We start from the raw sequence: 19,794 nt of genomic DNA, 5'->3' as shown, positions 1-19,794 counted from the left end.
GCTGATCAGTGAAACCGTTGAACCCCGGCGAACCCCGCCAGATCGGCCCGTACCGGATCATCGCCGAACTCGGTGAGGGCGGCATGGGCCGGGTGGTGCTCGGCCTGGCCCCGGACGGCAGGCTCGTCGCGGTCAAGCAGCTGCACGCCCAGTTCGCGCACGATCCGCGTTTCCGCGAACGGTTCCGCCGCGAGGTCGCCACCTCGCGGCTGGTCTCCGGTGCGTACACCGCCGCGGTCATGGACGCCGACGCCGAAGCGGAAACCCCGTGGCTCGCTTCGGTCTTCGTCACCGGGCCGTCGTTGAAGGAAGCGGTGGACGCCGCCGGGCCGCTGCCCGCCGAGTCGGTCCGGCTGCTGGCGTCCGGGCTCGCCGCCGCGCTGACCGAGATCCACCGCGCCGGGCTGATCCACCGCGACCTCAAACCCAGCAACATCATCCTGACGAGTGACGGCCCCAGGGTGATCGACTTCGGCATCGCGCGGGCGGTGGAGGAAGCACAGGAACTCACCGGGACGGGCGCGATCATCGGCTCGCCCGCGTTCATGTCCCCGGAACAGGCGGGAAGCGGACAGGTCACCGTCGCGAGCGACGTGTTCTCCCTCGGCGCGATCCTGGTCATGGCGGCCACCGGACGCGGCCCGTTCACCGGCCCGACCGCACCGCAGACGCTGTATAACGTCGTGCACACCGCCGCGGACTTCAGTGAAGTCCCGGACGAGATCCGGCGGCTCGCCGAACCGTGCCTGGCCAAAGACCCCGCACGGAGGCCGACCCCGGAACAGATCCTGGACCACCTCGGCCCCGTGCCGCCGGGTGCGCGGCCCTGGCCGCCCGCCGTGCACGCCCGGATCCAGCAGCAGGACGCCGAAGTACGCTCGGTACTGGCCCTGCCGCTGCCGATCTGGCGGCCACCGCCGAAGAAGATGGCGCCGCGGACGAAGAAGATTCTGTTCGGCTCGCTGGCCGGGGTCGTCCTGCTGCTGGTCGCCGGGATCGTGGCGCTCGGCCTCTCCGTCGCCCGCTACGCCAAACCCGAGAGTCCCGGAACGACTTCGCTGGCGGCGACCGAGGCGCTCAGCGCGGAACGCTTACGCCTGGTGGATCCGTGCAAGGTGCTCGCGGGCCGGTTCGTGCAGGAGTTCGGCACCCTGAAGGCGGAGACGGATTCGAGCTACCCGGCCCGCTGCAAGTACACCGGCCTCAAGGGTGTCACCTTCGAAGTCCGGCTCGGCGAAGGCGTGACGGCCAGCAGTCTCGAACGAACCGACCGCACCGCCGAGGGCGTTCCGTTGCTGCGCAGCACGGTCAGCGGCGGATGCGACTCGATCGCCCAGTTGCCGGCGGACCGGCGGCTCGGCGTCGTCGTCTCCCATCCGGGCCGCGAAGGTGATCCCTGCAAGGCCGCCGACGACATGCTGAGTGCGGCCCTCACCCGGCTGCGCACGCACGAGGTCGACCGCCCCGGCGAGCAGGCGAGCATCCTCCCGCTCGACCCGTGCGCGGTCGCGGATCCGGCTGTCATCGGGAAGAACGTGCCCAACGCGCAGTCCGCGCCGCGGACGTTGCGGATCTGCGAGTGGGTGGGTGGCGGGGACACGCTGACCGTCGAGTTGCAGCGGGGCGCGTACGTGCCCGAGGAGACGCCGGTCGACCTCGGCAACGGCATCACCGGCGGCGTCCGGGAGTTCGGCGGCTCGAACTGCGCCGTGACCTGGCAGCACCGCGCGCTCCCGGACCGCGAGGCGGAACACGTCGCCGTCCGGCTGCTCGCGCGCGAGGGGAGCGCGAGCCCCTGCGACCGGGCGAAGGAGATCGCGGGCTCGATCGCCTCGCGGCTGCCGAAACCCTGAGCCCTCGCGGATAAGCAACCCCCTGTGACGGCCCGGGAACGGGGTCCGCTAAGGTATCTCTCGTACGAACAACTACATCACGCGCGTTTAGCTCAGCGGGAGAGCGCTTCCCTGACACGGAAGAGGTCACTGGTTCAATCCCAGTATCGCGCACCAGGTTCACTTCCTCCAGTGAACCGGAGTTCGTACCGCGGGCGATTAGCTCAGGGGGAGAGCGCTTCGTTCACACCGAAGAGGTCACTGGTTCGATCCCAGTATCGCCCACCAAAGCGGCCCTGCCTGAACCAACGTCCGAAAGGACAGCGGTGAGTGGTTCCGCTTCGGTCGCATCAGCAAACGAGACCCCACCCTCCAGGGTGGGGTCTCGTTTGCTGTGTGAGGCTGGTGTGCTGATGACGGCGTATGTCGAACCAGAGGTGCTCCCTGCTTCGACTGAGCTGGCGATGCCCTCGCTCAGTTCTTGACGTCCGACACGGACGTCAAGGCTTCTGTCGTCTGGGTCGTGGGCGTCGAGTTGGAGGGTGGTGAACACCAGCTTGGCCATGGTCTTCTTGATGCTGGTGCTACCCGCGCTTGTAGAAGCCTTGAGGATCGGCAAACAGCTCCAGGGTGGCGACAACGTCGGGAGACAGCCGGACGAGAGCGAAGCGTTGCTCGACAATAATGCCTAGGGTTGCTGGTCTATTACCATTCTCGGTCGCTCTCCGCTCCCCAAGAACTCATGCAACCCCGCCCGCACCGTGCTCATTGGCACCTCCACGCTGGCCTGTACCTGCGAGTGGTTGCCCATGTAGATGTAGTCGACCATCGTGTTGGGGTCGCCATCGCCCTGAGTCCAGCCGCCTTCGGTGCGCGAGGTGTACCCGATGAAGCCCTTCTTCTGGCCGAGGCCGACCTCGAGCACCGGCGAGCGCTTCATGCCGGAGATGGCGACCTGGATCATCGGGGAAGCAGCGTGCTCCTCCGTCTCCTTCAAAATACGGTCGAGCAAGGCGTCGAGCTCGGCGGCCGTCGCAACGCGAATGGCGACGTTGCCGTCCTCGTCTTTCGGTGTTTGGTCGTACCAAACGTCGAGCGTTACCACTGCTCGCCTCCTTCAAAGGTCTCGGTGAAGCCTTCGGGACCGTACACGGTGACGGAGTAGCCCTCGGGGAGCAACACCGGCAAGAGAGTGTCGCAGCCCAAAGGGCCTACGCAAGGCCGATTATTTAGTACCAACTCGGCGTGCTGCTGCTCGCTCTTGATCATTTGGGTGGCCACTTTCGCCTCAACGTGTGTCGTCACGACCGGCTTGCGGTTTGGCGGCAGCCCGGCTTTTTGCAGCAGCTGCCAGGCGATCGCGGACTGCTCATCATCGCCGCTCACTGTCTGCTGCACGTTGCCCTGAGCGTCGATCCATCGGCCGTGGGTCTTCTTACTCTCGGGGTTGGGTCTTGGAACCGGCGGCGGAAGCTCAGCACGCAGCTGTGCCAGCTTGGCCGGGGTGAGCGCCCGCGGCTTCGTTGGCTCGTCGCTCACTGCGGCCGGTTCCCGCCAGCTGGGAGGTGCGGCTGGAGCTTCGACGCTGCCGAGCTTGCCGAGGTACCTTTGAAGCGCTTGCCGCGCACCCTCGACCGCTTGATGTACGAGTCCTGCACCCTCGACGCCACTGCCAAGGACGGCGACGGCTTGCTTCGCGTCGGGGTCGAACGTGCCTTCGGTAACCCTCGCAAGAGTGCCGTGCGCTTCTTGCAGTGCTTGGCTCACTTGTTCAAGCTGGGCCGTGGGCAGCTTGGCGATCGCTCCGGTCACAGCTCGGACCAGGTCTTCGACTGCCATTTTGCTTTCACCCCCTCAAGCAAGATCGCTTAAGGGGTATACAAGCAGGTCAAAGGCATAGTGAACAAGGTTTGAAGACTTCCGAGGTGAGGTCGTGTCATTTGCCGTGGCCGGTCGTAGAGTCCGTATGTGATGGCATCGAGTTCGTCCTGGGTATACCCGGATAGGTCGGCTCCTTTGGGGAGCTACTGGCGCAGATATCCCTTGGTGTTCTCATTGCTGCCGCGTCGCCAGGGTGAGCGCGGATCGCAAAAGTACACCGGCATCTTTGCGGCCGACCGTAGGGCCACATTCTCGGCTGTGCGATCGTGAGGAATGCGCGCCAGCATGACGAATCGAGTACGCCGCTCGGCCAAGGTCTCGATTCACCCGACGGCTTGGCACGGCTCGGCAACTGCGCGACGAGCCGCTCATCCGGGCCGTCCAGGCCGGGCGCGGGCATCGAGTCCTCGGCGTTCTCCACGCCGGTCATCAGATGCGCTTCCAGGATTGGGAGCTACACCGCTCGTTTACAGTCCACCACTGAGTGGGGCCTTTCGCGTTGGGCGGCAGCTCTGAAGCTCAACAGTCTCGCTCAGCGCAGTGCTTCGATCATCGGCGTGAGCGTGTCCATGGTCGTGGCGAGGTCGGCTTGGGGGTCGGGGGAGTGGGCCAGCCAGACCGCGGCCTCGTTCATCGCGCCGGAAAGCAGGCGCACCAACGGTTCGACGGGCCGCTTCGCCAGGAGGCCCTCGGTCATCAGCCCGGTCAGCGCTTCGGCGAGGTGCCGGGCGGAAGCCTCCTCGTCCAGTTCGCGCCAGTCCTGCCAGCCGACCACCGACGGACCGTCCAGCAGCATGATCTGCTGCGTCTCCGGATCGGTCGCCGCGGCGAGGAACGCGCGGCATCCCGCCAGCAGTCCCGTCCATGAGTCGGGCGAGGCGTCCGCGGCCCGCGCGATCTGCTCGCCGACGTCTTGCTGCACGACGCCGAGTACGTGCCGGAACAGGTCGGCCTTGCTGCTGAAGTGGTGGTAGAGCGCGCCTTTGCTCACGCCCGCGGTCTGCGCGATGGTCTCCAGGCCGACCTTGCCGTACCCGTGTTCGGCGAACAGCCGCCGGGCGGTGGCGGTCAGCGCCTCCATCGTCTCTTCGCGTTGTTGCTGCTTCGTGCGGGCCATGTCCGGAATCTTGACATACCGACCGTCGGTTGGCTAACGTCGTAAAAACAAACCGACGGTCGGTATTGTTTGCGAGACAAGGCGGCACCATGCGTCTGACCAGCTTCTATCCCGTTCTCATGACCGAGAAGATCGCCGAGACGCGGGACTTCTACTGTGGCCACTTCGGCTTCGAGCTCACGTTCGAGGCCGACTGGTACGTCAGCCTCAAGCGCGGTGAGTGGGAGCTCGCGATCCTCGCGCCCGGCCACGAAACCATTCCCGCCGGGTTCGGCGAACCCGTGCAGGGACTGTTGCTGAACTTCGAGGTCGAAGACGTCGACGCCGAACACCGGCGGCTGGTCGGGGAAGCGGGGCTGCCCGAGGAGCTTTCCTTGCGCAGTGAGGAATTCGGGCAGCGGCACTTCATCGTCGCGGATCCCAACGGCGTGCTGATCGACGTGATCCAGGAGATCCCGCCGACGGGGGAGTACGCCGGGCAGTTCACCGAGGAGGCCCGCCCGAGCTGACGAGGACGGCCAGGACGAACAACCCACCGGCGACCGCCGCCGACACCTGCAAGCCGGTGGTACAGGCGGCCTGGGCGGCGTCGAGCAGTTCGCCGGCTACTTGCGGCGGAAGTCCCGAGGCGGCCGTCTCCGCTTGAGCGGGTCCCGACAAGGCCAGCTGCCGAGCAGCCTCGAGCACCCCGGCCGGGACGGTCAGATGTCCCGCGTACACCACGGCGGCCAAGGAACCGAACACCGTCGTCCCGAAACCGGCGCCCAGTTCGTAACCCGTCTTCTCCACCGCCGCGGCGCCGCCCGCCTGGTCGGCCGAGGTCGCCGAAAGCAGGGTGTCGGTGCTCGACGTGAGGGCGAGCGCCATTCCCAGGCCCAGTCCCGTGAGCCCGGCGCCCAGCAGCACCGGCGACGTCAGCGCGGCCGGTCCGGCGGCCGGGACCAGCAAGGACACCGCTGTCACCGCGAAGCCGGCCCTGCGGACCCGCGCGTTGCCGAACCGACCCAGCAGCGAGGGGGTCACCACGCTGCCGACGGCCGACGCGCCCAGCACCAGCAACAGCCGGGTCGCCGCCGCCGTCGGGGAAAGGCCGAGCACCACCTGGAGGTACTGGGCGAACAACAGGCCGAGTCCGACCAGTGTGCTCATCACCAGCAGGATCCCGCCCACCGCGGCTCGCACTCCCGGCACCCGGAACAGGGTGAGATCCAGCAGCGGTGGATCGGTCCGGCGCTGGCGGCGGATGAACAGTCCGATGAGGACACTGCCCAGCGCGCCCGAAACGACGGCGGGCAACCAGGACCCGGGATGCCCGATGGCGAAAGCGATCCCGAGGACACCGCCCGCCGCGAGGACGGCGCTGAGCGCGTCCCACGACCGTCGTCCCGGCGAACTCCTGGGCAGCCAGCGCAGAGCCAGTACCACCGCCGCCAGGATCACCGGCGGGTTCAGCAGGAACGTCGACCGCCAGCCCCACGCCTCGACGAGGACCCCGCCGAGGATCGGTCCGAACACCGAGCCGGTCCCCGCGATCCCGCTGCACACCGCGATCGCCGTGCGACGCGCTCGTTGCTCCGGGAAGAGCTCCCGGAGCAACGACATCGTCACCGGCATGATCATCGCGCCGCCACCGCCGAGCAGCGCGCGGAAACCCAGCAGCACCGGCACGTTCGGCGCGAACGCGCAGCCCAGCGACGCGATCCCGAACACCACGTACCCGGTGACCAGTACGCGCCGCCGTCCGTACCGGTCGCCGAGGGTGCCGAACGGCAGCAGCAGCGGCGCGGCGGTCAGCGGGTAGATCGCCACGATCCACACCTGAGCCGCCGCACCCGGCCGCAGCTGCCGTACGAGGTCGGGCAACGCGACGTGCAGCACCGTCGCGTCGACGGCCACGAGGAAGAGCCCGGCGCCGAGTACCGCCAAGAGCGGCCGGGCGCGGTCGACCGCTCGCTCGGCCCGGGCCGTGGTCACAGGAGTCCCGCCAGATGCCGCGCCACGACATCGACGTGCGGCGGGTCGACCACCGACAGGTGGTGCGCTTCGACCGGCACGATCTCCAGCTCCGGGCACAACTCCGCCCAGCCCGCCGCGAGATCCGTGCGCGAGTACCGTGGCTCCATCGCCAATCCGGCCGCGTACTGCTCGACCGCCCGGTAGAGCACGACCCGGCCGTCGTAACGGCGGGGCGTGGCGCGTTCGGCCGCCAGGGTGTCCAAAAAGGACTGACGCTGATGCCGGAGCACGCCGGGGCTGAGCAGTCCGGCTTCGGCGACCCGTCGCATGGTCAGCTCGATCTGTTCCTCCTCGGGCAGCGGAGCCAGTTCCTCATGGCCGAGCCGGACTTCGCGGCCGTAGGTCCCTTCGACGTACCCGGTGAACCGCAGGAACCGCCGGGCGGACGACGCGCGCGGGTCGAGATCGGGCTCCGGGAGGGGGAGCATGGTGTCGATCAGCGCGACGAACTCGACGTCTTCGCCTTCTTCGGCGAGCCGTGCCGCGACTCCGTACGCCAGCGCTCCGCCGAACGACCAGCCCGCCAGCCGGTACGGCCGGTCGCGGCGCTGCGCCCGCACCAGCGGCAGCAGCCGCTCGACCCGTTCCTCGACGCTGACCCCGGGAACGCGTTCGAACCCGACGCACGGTACGGCGGACGGCAACCTGTCCAGCAGCGGCCGGTACACCGTGCACGTACTGCCGCCAGGGTGGAACAGCAGTAGCGGCGCGACACCGTCTTCGCCGGGAGTGAGGACGTGGACCGGCCCTCGCTCCTCCCGTGTGTCGAGGACGGCGCGGGCGACGTCGGCGATGGCCGCGAGGGAGTCGTGCCGGCGGAGTTCGGCGGCGTCGACAGGCGTGTCGAGTTCGGTGCTGAGCCCTCCGGCGAGCAACTCGGCCAGCCGGTCCGGTGTGTCGCTCTCGCTCAGCCGGACATGAGTGCCGCCCGCGTCGGTTCCGGTGTGCTCCAGCCACAGCCGCAGCACCAGACGGTCGGCCGCGTCCCAGGCACGACCCCGGGCCGGACGCGGATCCTCGTTCTCGCGTGGCGCGAGATCCCGGCCGAGGTCGGCGAGAGTGGCGCCCCTGAGCACACTGGCGGCATCGGGTTCGGTGCCGAACTCCCGCCGGACGGTCTCCCGGATCCGGTTCGCCATCAGGGAATCCAGCCCGAGTTCGACGAGCGGGACGTCGGCGTCGATGCGGTCGGGACGCAGCCCCATCACGGCGGCGACGATCTCGGTCAGCCGATCACCACCACCACCACCATCTCTGCCGCCGCCGCGCACGGGCTCGGGTTCCTTCACCCGCGTCGCGAACGACGGCGCCTCCTCGGCGGCGGTGTACCAGTGCCGTTCGTGCCGCCACGGCATCGGCGGGACGTCGACCAGCCGGGCGCCGTCGTCCGGATCGGCGGTGGTGATGCGGGTACCCGCGCAGTAGAGCTCGGCCGCGGCGGTGCCCAGCGCGCGCACCTCGTCCTGACCACGGCGGAGCGTCCCGGTGACGACGGCGTCGTGGATTCCCTCGGCCGCCAGGGTCCGGGCCACCGAACCCCGCAGGATCGGATGCGGCGACACTTCCAGGAAGACCCGGTGCCCGTCCGCGGCGGCGGCCGCCACGGCGTGGCGGAACCGGACCGGACGGCGCAGATGCGCGGCCCAGTACCCGGCGTCGAAGTCCGGCAGCTCCTGCGGATCGGCCAGCACCGTGTCGTACCAAGGCACCGTCGGACGGCGGCCGCCCAGTTCGACGAGAGCCTCCCGGAGCGCTGGCAGGACGGGGTCGACGCGGGCGGAGTGCCCGGCGACCTCGACCGGCAGCCGCCGCGCGGTCAGCCCGGCGGCCTCCAGTTCCGCGACGAGCAGGTCGAGGACGGTCGCGTCCCCGGCCACGGTGAGCTGACCCGGCGCGGATTCGACGGCGAGTTCGATGTCCGGGTACAGCTCCAGTTCCTCCGGCGCCAGCTCCACCGCCGCCATCGCGCCGCCCGGCCCGATGGTGCCCAGGAGCCGGGCCCGGGTCGCGACCAGGTGGACGGCCTCGTCGGGAGTGAGCACGCCGCTCACGACGGCGGCCGCCGCGGAACCGAGGGAATGCCCGACGACGGCCGCGGGCCGGACACCGAGCGCCTCCCACTGGGCGGCCAGCGCGACCTGCGTCCCGAAGATCGCCGTCTGGGTTTCGGGCAGGGACAAGGGATCCTCGGTGAGCAGCAGGGCGCGCAGCGATCGGCCGGTGTGCTCGGTGAACAGATCGTGGAGCTTGTCGACCTGGGCGGCGAAGGCGGGTTCGGCGGACAGCAGCCCGCGACCCATCCCCGGCCATTGGGAACCGTGCCCGGAGAACACGAACACCGGGCCGTCGGTGCTCAACGCGGTGCCGGTGACCGCGCCCGCGGGCGGCGGATCGGTCTCGGCGCCGACGGCGCGCAGCAGCACCGCCAGCTCGGCGGTGTCCCCGGCGACGACGGCGGCGCGGTGCGGTCCGCCGTTGTCGCGCCGGGAGAGCGTGTGGGTGACGTCGGCGAGGGATAGCGACGGCGTGGATTCCAGCCAGTTCGCCAGCTGTGTCGCGCGTTCGGTGAGCCTGTCGCGGGTGCGCGCGGACAGCAGCCCGATCCGGACGCCCGTGCGGTCCGCGGCCGGTTCCGGGCCCGGCGCCTGTTCGAGGACGACGTGCGCGTTGGTCCCGCCGAACCCGAACGCCGACACCCCCGCCGTGGCGCGGCCGGACCGGCGCGGCCACGGCGTCGGCTCGGTCACCACCTTCAGGCGCAGGTCGTCGAACGGGATGTGCGGGTTGGGCGCGGAGAAGTGCAGCTGGGGCGGCAGTTCGTCGCGGGACAGCGCGAGCACGACCTTGATCAGCCCGGCGATCCCCGCGGCCGCCTCCGCGTGCGCGATGTTCGTCTTCACCGAACCGATCAGCAACGGGGCGTCGGCCGGGCGGTCCTTGCCGAGCACCGCGCCGAGCGAACGGGCCTCGATCGGGTCACCCAGCAGTGTGCCGGTGCCGTGCGCCTCGACATAGTCCACAGTGGACGGATCGAGCCGGGCGCCGTGATACGCCGTGCGCAGCATGTCCTGCTGGGCGATGGGATTCGGCGCCGCCATACCCTGCGACCGGCCGTCGGAGTTGACCGCGGTGGAGCGGATCACCGCCAGCACCCGGTCGCCGTCGTACTCGGCGTCCGCCAGCCGCTTGAGCACGACGACGCCGCAGCCCTCGGCACGCGCGATGCCGTCGGCGCCCGCGGCGAACGTCTTGCACCGGCCGTCGCCGGCGAGCAGTCCCGCCGCCGCGAACGCGGCCGTCGGTCCGGGCAGCAGCATGAGGTTCACCCCGCCTGCCAAGGCCAGATCCGCCTCGCCGTCGCGCAGCGCGCGGACCGCGTGGTGCACCGCGACCAGCGACGACGAGCACGCGGTGTCCACCGCCATACTCGGTCCGCGCAGGTCGTAGACGTAGGACAGCCGGTTGGCCGAGATGCTCCCGGCCGCGCCGGTGGCGGTCCAGAGATCGACGCCGCCGGCCGACATCGTGAGATGCCCGTAGTCGTGGGTGGAGATCCCGGTGAACACGCCGGTCCGGCTGCCGCGCAGGGAGGCCGGGGCGATCCCGGCGTGTTCCAGCGCCGCCCAGGTGACCTCCAGCAGCATCCGCTGTTGAGGGTCCATTGTGGACGCTTCGCGCGGAGTGATGCCGAAATGATCCGCGTCGAACCCGGCCACGTCGTCGAGGAAGCCGCCGACGATCGGTGCCGCGTCGGCGTCCCACCGGCCCGGCGGCGCGGTCCGGACGGCGTCCCGTCCGCCGCGCAGCAGGTCCCAGAACTCGTCGAGGCCGTTCGCCCCCGGCCAGCGGCAGCCGAGGCCGACGACGGCGATCGGGTCGGTCCGGCGCCGGTCCGTGCCCGTCGGCTCGGGTTCCGGCTCGGTGCCGCCGGTGAGGGAGCGGGCCAGATGGTCGATGGTCGGGCTTTCCCACAGCAGGGTGGCCGGGAGCGGAGTGCCGAGCAGGTCTTCGAGATCGGCGGCGATGCCTACGGCCTGACGGGAGGACAGGCCGTAGTCGCTGAGGGGACGGTCGGCTTCGAGCCGGGCCGCGTCCACGCCGGTGTGTTGTGCGACCGTGTCGAGCAGCCAGCTGCGGAGGGCGGGGGTGTCGAGCGACGGGTTTCTCATCGCACCAGGGCCTTTCCGTAATCGCCGGCGAGGTAGCGGTCGCGGCAGGCACCGCGCGCGATCTTGCCGCTGGAGGTCCGGGGGACCAGGCCCGCCGGGACGAGTACGACGTCGCGCAGCGCGAGGCCGTGCGCGTCGGAGACCAGCCGCCGGATCGACACGGCGAGGGCTTGTTCGTCCGCCGTGGTCAGGTCGGTGTGACCGCGGTGTTCGGCGACGATGACCGCCGCTTCGGTGTCCGCGCCTTCGACGGCGAACGCGGCGACACTGCCCGGACGGATGTCGCGGTCGGCCGCGGCCGCCGTGGCCTCGACGTCCTGCGGGTAGTGGTTGCGGCCGTCGACGATGAGCAGGTCCTTGATCCGGCCCGCGATGTAGACCTCCCCGTCGTAGCGGACGCCGAGGTCCCCGGTGCGCAACCAGGGCGCCTCCGGGAGCCCGTCGTGGGCGCCGGTCAGCCGGGCGCCGAAGGTCTCGGTGCTCTCCAAGGGTTTCTCCCAGTAGCCGGTGCCGACGTTGGGCCCGTGGACCCAGATCTCGCCGACCGAACCGTCTTCCAGCGCGACCCCGGTTTCCGGGTCGACCAGCGCGACGTGCTGGCCGACCGGGACACCGCAGGCGACCAGCCGGAGCCCGTCGTCCGCCTGCCGTGCCGTGCCCGCTCCCAGCGCGGCGCGGTCGAACGTGGTGACGCGCGGCGGGACACCGGGACCGGTGGTGACGAAGACGGTCGCCTCGGCGAGCCCGTACGCGGGGCGCGTCTTCTCCGGCAGGTAGCCGGAATCGGCGAAGGCGGTGTGGAACCGGGCGAGGACGTCGGGGTTGATCGGTTCCGCGCCGTTGACGATCGCGGCGACGCGGTCGAGGCGGAGCTTGGCGCGGTCCTCCTCTCGGACCCGGCTCGCGGCGTAGTGGAACGCGAAGTTCGGGGCGGCGCTCCAGCTTCCGTTGAAGTCGCCGAGCAGTTCCAGCCAGCGCAGCGGACGTTCGATGAACGCCAGCGGATCCATCAGGACCGACCTCATGCCCGTCGCCAGCGGCGTGATCAGGCCGAGCACGAGACCCATGTCGTGGAACAGCGGCAGCCACGACACCGTGGTCCCCGCGGCCGGGTCGATGCCGAGTCCCCGGACCGCCTGACCGACGTTGGCCAGCACGTTCGCGTGAGTCAGCACCACGCCGGCCGGGCTGCGGGTCGATCCGGAGGTGTACTGCAGGTAGGCGACGTCGTCCGGCACCGGATCCGGCGCGGGCCACGCGCGGGCCGGGCCTTCGGACGGCTTGTCGGCCGCGACGACGGCGACGCGCTCGCCGCCGGGCAGACCGGCGAGGAACTCGTGGACGGCGTCCTCGGTCGCGGAGGTGGTGATCACCGCGGTGGGGGAGCAGTCGGTCAGCACCGCGGCGAGCCGTCCGGCGTGCCCGGGCAGCCCGGGGTCGAACAGCGGCACGGCGATCGCGCCGGCGGTGATCGCGCCGAGGAAGGCGACCACGTAGTCGGCGCTCTGCGGGCACAGCACGGCCACCCGGTCACCGGGCCGGACGGGCAGCGCCCCCGCGACGGCGTCGACGCGGTCCCGGAGCTGCTTCCAGGTCAGGGTCCGCCGCCGTCCGGCGCGATCGGTCGCGAAGTCGGCGAAGGTCAGCGCGGGCCGGTCGCCGCCGGTGTCGGCCCAATGCCGGAGGCAGGCGGGGAGGGTGGGGCCGGCCGTGGCGGGCAGGTTTTCGGGGGCCAGGGACATGGCTTTCTCCTCGGGGTCGGAGTGGTGCGGGGTTCAGCGGCCGAGCGGTCCGGCGGCGTGCCGCCAGGCGGTGACGGCGAGCGCGTCGAGGTCGAGGCCGGTCGGCCCGGCGTCACGAAGCACGACCAAGACGTCGTCGGCGGCGATGGCGACGGTGCGCAGGCGCAGTCCCGGCAGCTCGGGGGGCTGTCCGGGAAGCGTCAGGAGTTGTTGGTAGGAAAGGGTTTTCGCGTCCGGGACGACGGGCGCGGGGTGGACGGTGACGGTCGACACCGCGGAACCGGCCGCGTCGTCGACCGTCACCTTCGAGCACCGCCCGGCCTGCGCGGCCCAGGCCGCCAGATCGGGCGGGTTCGTCATGCGGGCGACCAGTTCGGACACCTGGCCGCCGGGTACGGCGGACTGGAAACCCTGGCCGGTGGCGTCGTCGCCGACCAGCCTGCCGTGCACGACGTCCTCGCAGCCACCGACATCGACCCGGCTTTCTTCACGGTCCTGCTTGGACTGTGCCGACAGTGTCGAGGCCAGGTCGAAACCGTCGCGCGCGGAGGCGTGCGGGACGGTTTCGGGAGGGAGCAAGGCGGCGGGCGGAACGGCGGGAGAGGGTGGCGCCGCGGCCGCCTGAATCGATTCTCCCGGCATGCCGGAAATGGTGGCCACCGCGGCGGCGGAGACGAGGAGAGCACGAATTCGGGCAGTCATGAATAGCCCTTTCGGAAGGGTCCTGAGGGGTCACGGTCCCTTCGGTGGGACGCAGGCACCGGGGTCGCTTCAGGGGACGCCGAACCCGGGCGGCACGACGAAGGCTACGACGGGAAATCGAATACCGGAAGGTATCAAGAGAACGTAAATGTCCTTCGTGTACTGGGTGTGACCTGCCGTTTCCGGACTTTTCGCAGGTGTGTGCGGCAGTCTGGTACTGCCGTGCCAGTGTCGTTCACGCTCCGTGAGCGCTGGGTCACCCTGATGGGGGAGGCTGATCGTTTTCTTGTTTCCCTGGCATTCATATTGTCCTCCCGGATTGTGGGCAGGACAATTGCCTGGAGGGGGTTCTTCCGCTTAACGTGACGCCATCTCCGACTTCCTTTCGCGGGTAATCGCCGTCACATTTTCGAATTCTGTCGAACGACCGGGACAAAGGATTACGTATGCGCATTACTTCGAGGCTGCCGCGGGCGGTCGCGGTGCTGGCCGCCGTGGCGTGCTTGCTGCCGAGCGTCGCCGTCGCCCCGGCGCGGGCCGGGAACGGCGTCCCGGACGCCCGCGCCGACGACGGTTCGCATGTCGTCGCCCAGACCACTGTGGACGGTGATCCGCGGATGCTGGATCTCACCGTGCGCTCGGTCGGCGTGGGGAGTTACGCGATGGTGCGGCTGATCCTGCCGTCGCGGTGGGCCACCGAACCGGATCGGAAGTGGCCGTCGGTGTATCTGCTCGCCGGGGAGACGCGGCTGCAGGACTATCGCGGCTGGACGGCCAACACCGACATCCGGGAACTCGCCGACGACTCCGGCGCCTTGGTCGTCATGCCGGGTTCCGGTTCGGCGGGGTTCTTTTCCGACTGGTGGAATTACGGCAAGGACGTCGTACTGAATCAATGGGAGACCTTCACCGCGGTCGAGATCCCGCAGCTGATCGATCGCGGCTATCGCGGCGACGGGCGGAGGGTGGCGGCCGGGCTCTCGCTCGGTGGCTACGGCGCGGTGGAACTGGCCGCGCGGAGGCCGGGGGTGTTCCGGTTCGCCGGGTCGTTCAGCGGCAACCTCAACCCCACCGGCCCGTACGGCGAGCTTCTGACCAGCGCGATCGTCGCGTCGGCCCGGCAGGATCCCGAGGCGCTCTGGGGTGACCGGCGGCGCGAGGCGTCCCGCTGGGACGCGCACGATCCGCTGGTGAACGCCGACCGCCTGCGCGGCACCGAGCTGTACCTGTCGACGGGCAACGGTCTGCCCGGCCCGTACGACGGGAAGCTCCCGATCGACGTGCTCCCCGGCGCGATGCTGCTCGAATTCCTGTGCTCCGGGCAGACCACCGCGATGGCCGACCGGCTGAACCGCCTCGGTGTCCCGGTCATGACCGACTTCTACGGCCCGGGCACGCACCACTGGGCGTACTGGCAGGACCAGCTGCACAAGACCTGGCCGCGGATGCTGCGCGCCCTCTCGGCACCGGTGAAGACGGGGGAGGCGTCGTGACTCGTCCGTCCTTTGTGGTCACCGGGGCTTCGAGCGGGATCGGCCGGGCCTGCGTGGCCGAACTCGTCCGGAGAGGGGCGCACGTCTGGGCCAGTGTGCGCACCGACGCGGACGAAACCGAACTCGCCCGCGTCCACGGCGAAGCGGTCACCGTCCTCCGGATGGACCTCCGGGACACGGCGTCGATCGCGGCGTGCGGGAAGCAGGTCGCGGCGGCGGGACCGCTGCGAGGTCTGGTGAACAACGCCGGGATGGCCCGGCCCGGACCGCTGGAACACGTCCCGATCGAGGATTTCCGGCAGCAGCTTGAGGTCAACGTCACCGGTCAGCTCGCCGTCACGCAGGCGATGCTGCCCGCGTTGCGCGCCGATCCCGCCGCCAGGGTGGTGACGGTCGGCTCGATGGGCGGGCGGATCGCGGGACCGATGGTCGGGCCCTATCACACGTCGAAGTTCGCCCTGGTCGGCTTGACCGACAGCCTGCGCGCCGAACTGGCGCCGTCCGGGATCGACGTCGTCCTCGTCGAGCCCGGCGCGGTCGCCACCTCGATCTGGCCGCGTGCCCGCGCCGCCGCCGAAGAGGTGCGCGCAGCCTTGCCGCCGGCCGCGCGGGAAAGGTACGCGGCACAACTGGATGAGGCCGAACGCAGTGCCGAGCGGTCCGCGCGGAACGGTGTGCCGCCCGAACGGGCGGCCAGGGTCGTGGTCCACGCGCTGACCGCCCGCCGTGTCGCGCCGCGCTATCTGGTCGGCCGGGACGCACGGATCGCGGCGGCGCTGGCGAACCTGCCGTTCCGGCTCCGCTACCGGTTGACGGCGGCGAAACGGTGACCCGGCTCGTCGTGATCGTCGCTCCCGGCTCGCGGGGCGACGTCCAGCCGTGCGTCGCGCTGGGGCGCGGCCTTCACGGTGACCGGGTCCGGGTGCTTGCGGCCGAGCGATTCCGGGCCTGGGTGACCGCGCACGGTCTGGAGTTCGCGCCGCTCTCGGCGGATCCCGGCGAGATCCTCGGTTCGGACGGCGGCCGCGAATGGACCGAGGGCAGCCGCAATCCGGCGGCGTTCTTGCGCGGTCTGCGAGGTGCGCTGGCCCCGATCCTGGAACGCCTGCTGGCCGACGTCCACCGAGGAGCGGCCGGGGCCGACCTCGTGCTCGCTCCGACGCTGGGGTTCCTCGGGGCGCACCTGGGTGCCTCGCTCGGCGTCCCTGACGTCGAACTGCATTATCAGCCGAGCGTGCCGACCAGGAAGTTCGCGCATCCGCTGCTTCCGTGGGCGGCCAAGGCCGGGCCGTGCGGACGGCGGCTGAGCTTTCACGCCGTCGACGCCGTCGCCTGGCAGGTGCTGCGGCCCGAGGTGGATCGCTGGCGGGGTGCGGAACTCGGACTCCCGGCGGCCGGGTGGCGTGGCCCCCGGCGGGCGGAAACCCCGGTGCTGTGCGGGTTCTCCGATGCCGTCGTGCCCCGGCCGAAGGACTGGCCCGCCAGGGTCCACGTCACCGGGTACTGGTTCCTCGACACCCCCGCCGCGTGGCGGCCGGATCCGCGCCTGCGCGACTTCCTCGCCTCGGGCCCGCCTCCGGTGTACGTCGGGTTCGGCAGTATGCGGCCGTCGGAGGCGGAGCGGACGTTCGCCGCGGTCCGCACGGCGTTGCGCCGGGTGGGGCTGCGAGGCGTGCTCGCCACCGACGCCGAATCCGGCGACGACGATCTCCTGACGATTCAGGACGTCCCGCACGCGTGGCTCTTCCCGCGTACCGCCGCGGTGGTGCATCACGGCGGCGCGGGCACGACCGCGGCCGCGTTGCGCGCGGGCGTCCCGGCGCTGGTCTGCCCGGTCTTCTCCGACCAGCCGTACTGGGGCGATCGGGTGTCCCGCCTCGGCGCGGGACCGCGTCCGTTGCCGCTGCGGGAGCTCACCGCGGACGCCTTGACCGCGCGGCTGCTGGAGCTGTCGGGCAACCTCCTGTTCCGACGCGGGGCGCAGTACGTCGCCGCGCGGCTGCGCGAGGAAGACGGGGTGGCGCGTGCGCGCGAAATCCTTCGGCAGGTGGGCTGACGCTGTCGAGATCTATGCGTTTCGCATACACTTGGGTCATGGAGTCGACCCTTGAGACAGCGATCAACGAGTGGCACGAGAGCGTCAACGACGGTGACCTGAGGCGATCGGCAGGCGCGGTCGGGGATCCGGTCGTCGTCCTCGGGCCGAAAGGGGCGGGCCCGATCACGTCCGGGCAGTTCGCCGACTGGGTGGATCGCTCGGGGATCAGGCTGAAGCCGCGATCGTGGCATCCGGTCAGCGATCGGCTGATGGTGGTGGAGGAGGACGCGACGTGGCCCGAGAGCGAGGGGCCGACTCGCGTGGCGACCGTTTTCCGGGTGGCCGAGGGCAAGGTGACCGCGGCGCTGCGGCTGCCCGACCTGAAGTCGGCGCTCGAACTGGCCTACATCTGCCGCGAGATGGCGGCCACCGAATGAGCGATCCGGGTCCTGGGCAGGCCCTGTTCGCTTTCGTCCGGCATTGGGCGCGCAGGTCGACGGCCGGTGACCTCGCTGATCAAGGCAGGCTCGTCCTCGTCGGCGAGGCCGTCCATTCCCTTGCCGGGCGTGAGGTGCCGGCGACGGTCAACGCGATCGCGCGAGAAGTCGGCATCGACCAAAGCGGGGTCTCGCGGCTGATCAAGGCCGCGGTCGAGGCGGGCTACCTGTCCATGGAATCCTCGCGGACCGACGCTCGTCGTCGCGAGGTGTCGCTGACCCCGGCGGGCCTGGTCATGCTCGACCAAGCTCACCGGTGGCAGGAAGAGGTCTTCTACCAGCTGACCGTCGGATGGAGCGAGCGGCGGCGCCGTGACTTTCGGCAGGCCATGGGTGATCTCATCGACCGCTCGCATCTGGTGAACACTCCGTGAGATAGGCGGCGAGACGGCCGAAACAGGACTGCCAGCCTTCGACGTGGCCGTCGCGGTCCGCCACGGTCTCGAAGATGGCCTGGTGGAACGACATCTCGGTTTTGCCGTCGAGTTCGGAGAGAGTGACCGTGACGAGCGTGTCGTGCCCTCGCGCGCCTTCCGGTTCCTCCCAGGCGAAGCTGAAGACGAGCCGCTCCGGCGGGACGATCTCGTGGTAGACGCCGGAGGCCCACAGGTCGGTCTCGCCGTCGCTGATGCAGATGCGCCAGCGGCCGCCCTCGGTGAGGTTGACAGTGCAGGACCTGGTGGTGAACCCGGCCGGGCCCCACCAGTGGGCGAGATGGTCCGGATCCGTCCAGACGCGGAAGGCGAGCTCGCGGGGCGCGTCGAGGAGGCGCGTGATCGTCAGGTCGGTCATCGTCGTCCTCTTCCGCAGCGTATTCAACCGTCTGGTTGAACTCTAGTGCTCCTGTCAAACCGCATCGAGAGGACTGACTGCGGCCCCGGCTCGGTACCGGCGCTGTCGCAAGTAGGTGACTGGTTGCGGTCGGCGTCGGTCCAGGTGGTCGTGAGTGGCGATTCGGGTTCTTTGAGGGGTGAGGCAAAGGTGACGTGTCACTGACTGTGTGGATTTTGGTGCGTTGGATGCGCAGAAATCCACACAGTCCCGCGTGACCGGTCCGGTCGCGAAGGGGTGTGTGGAAATAGGGACGTCCAATGTCCCCATTTCCACACACCCTTCACTGTGAGTGACACCGCACGCTCGCCCGCACTGCTAGGGCGGTGAAGGCCTCCTTCCTTGCGATAGGCGCAAGGAAGGGGGCCTTCATGTACAGCAGGCGAGCGAGGGTGCCGGCACCGCCCGGGCCGACGCGGCGCTGGCACCGGCGTCACCTTCGCAATTAGCGGGCTAATTGCGAAAGTGACCGAAACGGCCATAACTGTCGGTGCGGCGTCGTACGGTCGCGGGCATGAATCTGCGCTCGGCACTCTGGCTGCCGATCTTCGACGAGCTGTCCGACCCGGTGGTCATCGCGCGCCTCGCCGCGGAGGCCGAAGAGGCGGGCTGGCACGGCCTGTTCGTCTGGGACCACGTCCGCTGGGACGAGCCGGTGCGCGCGATCGCCGACCCGTGGATCACGCTCGCCGCCGTCGCGTCCGCCACGGAGAAGCTCGTCTTCGGCCCGATGGTCACGCCGCTGGCGCGCCGGCGTCCGGTCAAACTCGCCCGCGAGACGGCCACTTTGGACCGGCTGAGCGGCGGGAGGCTGATCCTCGGCGCGGGGCTGGGCAGTGACCGTTTCGGTGGCGAGTTCTCGAAGACCGGTGACGAACAGGACGACCGCAAACGCGGCGAGATGCTGGACGAGTCGCTGGAGATCCTCACCGCCGCCTGGTCCGGCGAGCCCGTGCGGCACCACGGCGAGCACTACACGGTCGACGACATCACCTTCCTGCCCCGGCCCGCGCGCCCGGTTCCCGTGTGGCTCGCGGGTTTCCCCGGGAAGGCGAAGCCGATGCGCCGGGCCGCGCGGTACGACGGCTTCTTCCCGGTGAACCTGCCGCACGCGGACGAGTTCGCGAAGATGGTCGAGACGATCACCGCGCTGCGCGAGGACGACGAGAAACCGTACGACTTCGCGATCGGCGTCCCCGCGGGCACGGATCTCGAGCCGTACGCGAAGGCGGGCGCGACCTGGTGGATGGCCGAATTCCCGTGGGACGACCTGTCCGTCGACGCGGTGCGCGGCGTACTCAGGGAGGGGCCCGCTTGACCCGGTCTTTAATAACTCTTTACCGAGTGCGATACTGGTCCGACGAGGGGAGTACTTCCCAAGGGTCTGCCCGGTCAGTACGGACACTCCGCAAGTGTCCCCGGGAGGCCGCCCCGCAGGGGTGAAGGAGACCTCGAACTTCGAGTTCGAGGAGGCTC

General features: G+C 70.1%; 17 protein-coding genes and 2 tRNA genes. 11 read left to right on the top strand and 8 right to left on the bottom strand.

Annotation, left to right across the window (positions count from 1 at the left end; all coding sequences use genetic code 11):
* Positions 1 to 8 precede the first annotated feature (8 nt).
* From IE302_RS34770 to IE302_RS34755, 4 genes are all read left to right on the top strand, one after another.
* On the top strand, positions 9 to 1,853 hold the full coding sequence (locus tag IE302_RS34770; RefSeq protein WP_191258696.1) for a serine/threonine-protein kinase: 1,845 nt from the start codon (positions 9 to 11) through the stop codon (positions 1,851 to 1,853).
* A gap of 81 nt (positions 1,854 to 1,934) precedes the next feature.
* A tRNA-Val gene (locus tag IE302_RS34765) sits at positions 1,935 to 2,009 on the top strand.
* 36 nt (positions 2,010 to 2,045) lie between these two features.
* Positions 2,046 to 2,120 (top strand) — tRNA-Val (locus IE302_RS34760).
* Between the two features lie 254 nt (positions 2,121 to 2,374).
* Positions 2,375 to 2,524 carry a hypothetical protein gene (locus IE302_RS34755; protein ID WP_191258695.1) on the top strand — a complete coding sequence of 50 codons (150 nt, stop codon included), beginning with the start codon at positions 2,375 to 2,377 and terminating at the stop codon, positions 2,522 to 2,524.
* Here IE302_RS34755 and IE302_RS34750 read toward each other — a convergent pair.
* From IE302_RS34750 to IE302_RS34740, 3 genes are all read right to left on the bottom strand, one after another.
* A complete protein-coding gene (locus IE302_RS34750) occupies positions 2,521 to 2,937 on the bottom strand; it encodes an Imm1 family immunity protein (protein ID WP_191258694.1) in 417 nt (138 codons plus the stop codon). The genes IE302_RS34755 and IE302_RS34750 overlap by 4 nt on opposite strands.
* Positions 2,931 to 3,671 (bottom strand): DddA-like double-stranded DNA deaminase toxin, encoded by a 741-nt coding sequence (locus IE302_RS34745; RefSeq protein WP_191258693.1) that lies wholly within the window; start codon positions 3,669 to 3,671, stop codon positions 2,931 to 2,933. The genes IE302_RS34750 and IE302_RS34745 overlap by 7 nt, the downstream gene beginning before the upstream one ends.
* A 574-nt stretch (positions 3,672 to 4,245) precedes the next feature.
* Positions 4,246 to 4,830 (bottom strand): TetR/AcrR family transcriptional regulator, encoded by a 585-nt coding sequence (locus IE302_RS34740; protein WP_191258692.1) that lies wholly within the window; start codon positions 4,828 to 4,830, stop codon positions 4,246 to 4,248.
* 89 nt (positions 4,831 to 4,919) lie between these two features.
* Here IE302_RS34740 and IE302_RS34735 point away from each other — a divergent pair, with 89 nt between their 5' ends.
* Positions 4,920 to 5,339 (top strand): VOC family protein, encoded by a 420-nt coding sequence (locus tag IE302_RS34735; protein ID WP_191258691.1) that lies wholly within the window; start codon positions 4,920 to 4,922, stop codon positions 5,337 to 5,339.
* Here the strand turns inward: IE302_RS34735 and IE302_RS34730 are convergent.
* The 4 genes from IE302_RS34730 to IE302_RS34715 are packed head-to-tail and all read right to left on the bottom strand — an operon-like array spanning position 5,314 to position 13,459.
* The gene (locus IE302_RS34730; RefSeq protein ID WP_191258690.1) at positions 5,314 to 6,804 is read right to left on the bottom strand and encodes an MFS transporter; all 1,491 of its coding nucleotides are present in this window, start codon (positions 6,802 to 6,804) and stop codon (positions 5,314 to 5,316) included. The two genes, IE302_RS34735 and IE302_RS34730, sit on opposite strands and share 26 nt — an antisense overlap.
* The gene (locus tag IE302_RS34725; protein WP_191258689.1) at positions 6,801 to 11,015 is read right to left on the bottom strand and encodes a type I polyketide synthase; all 4,215 of its coding nucleotides are present in this window, start codon (positions 11,013 to 11,015) and stop codon (positions 6,801 to 6,803) included. Before IE302_RS34725 ends, IE302_RS34730 begins: the two co-directional genes overlap by 4 nt.
* On the bottom strand, positions 11,012 to 12,757 hold the full coding sequence (locus IE302_RS34720; RefSeq protein WP_191258688.1) for a fatty acyl-AMP ligase: 1,746 nt from the start codon (positions 12,755 to 12,757) through the stop codon (positions 11,012 to 11,014). Before IE302_RS34720 ends, IE302_RS34725 begins: the two co-directional genes overlap by 4 nt.
* 33 nt (positions 12,758 to 12,790) lie before the next feature.
* On the bottom strand, positions 12,791 to 13,459 hold the full coding sequence (locus tag IE302_RS34715) for a hypothetical protein (RefSeq protein WP_191258687.1): 669 nt from the start codon (positions 13,457 to 13,459) through the stop codon (positions 12,791 to 12,793).
* A gap of 446 nt (positions 13,460 to 13,905) precedes the next feature.
* On the opposite strand from IE302_RS34715, the gene IE302_RS34710 reads away from it, so the two are divergent.
* The 5 genes from IE302_RS34710 to IE302_RS34690 are packed head-to-tail and all read left to right on the top strand — an operon-like array spanning position 13,906 to position 17,861.
* Complete coding sequence (locus IE302_RS34710; RefSeq protein ID WP_191258686.1) at positions 13,906 to 14,952, top strand: alpha/beta hydrolase; 1,047 nt, start codon at positions 13,906 to 13,908, stop codon at positions 14,950 to 14,952.
* On the top strand, positions 14,949 to 15,782 hold the full coding sequence (locus IE302_RS34705; RefSeq protein WP_191258685.1) for an SDR family NAD(P)-dependent oxidoreductase: 834 nt from the start codon (positions 14,949 to 14,951) through the stop codon (positions 15,780 to 15,782). The genes IE302_RS34710 and IE302_RS34705 overlap by 4 nt, the downstream gene beginning before the upstream one ends.
* Complete coding sequence (locus IE302_RS34700) at positions 15,779 to 17,008, top strand: glycosyltransferase (RefSeq protein WP_191258684.1); 1,230 nt, start codon at positions 15,779 to 15,781, stop codon at positions 17,006 to 17,008. The genes IE302_RS34705 and IE302_RS34700 overlap by 4 nt, the downstream gene beginning before the upstream one ends.
* Positions 17,009 to 17,046: 38 nt before the next feature.
* Positions 17,047 to 17,427 (top strand): hypothetical protein, encoded by a 381-nt coding sequence (locus IE302_RS34695; protein ID WP_191258683.1) that lies wholly within the window; start codon positions 17,047 to 17,049, stop codon positions 17,425 to 17,427.
* Complete coding sequence (locus IE302_RS34690) at positions 17,424 to 17,861, top strand: MarR family winged helix-turn-helix transcriptional regulator (RefSeq protein ID WP_191258682.1); 438 nt, start codon at positions 17,424 to 17,426, stop codon at positions 17,859 to 17,861. The genes IE302_RS34695 and IE302_RS34690 overlap by 4 nt, the downstream gene beginning before the upstream one ends.
* On the opposite strand, the gene IE302_RS34685 is transcribed toward IE302_RS34690, so the two are convergent.
* A complete protein-coding gene (locus IE302_RS34685; RefSeq protein ID WP_191258681.1) occupies positions 17,827 to 18,279 on the bottom strand; it encodes an SRPBCC family protein in 453 nt (150 codons plus the stop codon). The genes IE302_RS34690 and IE302_RS34685 overlap by 35 nt on opposite strands.
* A gap of 553 nt (positions 18,280 to 18,832) precedes the next feature.
* On the opposite strand from IE302_RS34685, the gene IE302_RS34680 reads away from it, so the two are divergent.
* Positions 18,833 to 19,636, top strand: a complete 804-nt coding sequence (locus IE302_RS34680; protein WP_191258680.1) for an LLM class flavin-dependent oxidoreductase — start codon at positions 18,833 to 18,835, stop codon at positions 19,634 to 19,636.
* The last annotated feature ends 158 nt before the right edge of the window (positions 19,637 to 19,794 follow it).

Source organism: Amycolatopsis oliviviridis (genome assembly GCF_014654365.1).
In the GTDB taxonomy this organism is placed as follows: domain Bacteria; phylum Actinomycetota; class Actinomycetes; order Mycobacteriales; family Pseudonocardiaceae; genus Amycolatopsis; species Amycolatopsis oliviviridis.
This window is presented reverse-complemented; position numbering and strand designations above follow the sequence as displayed.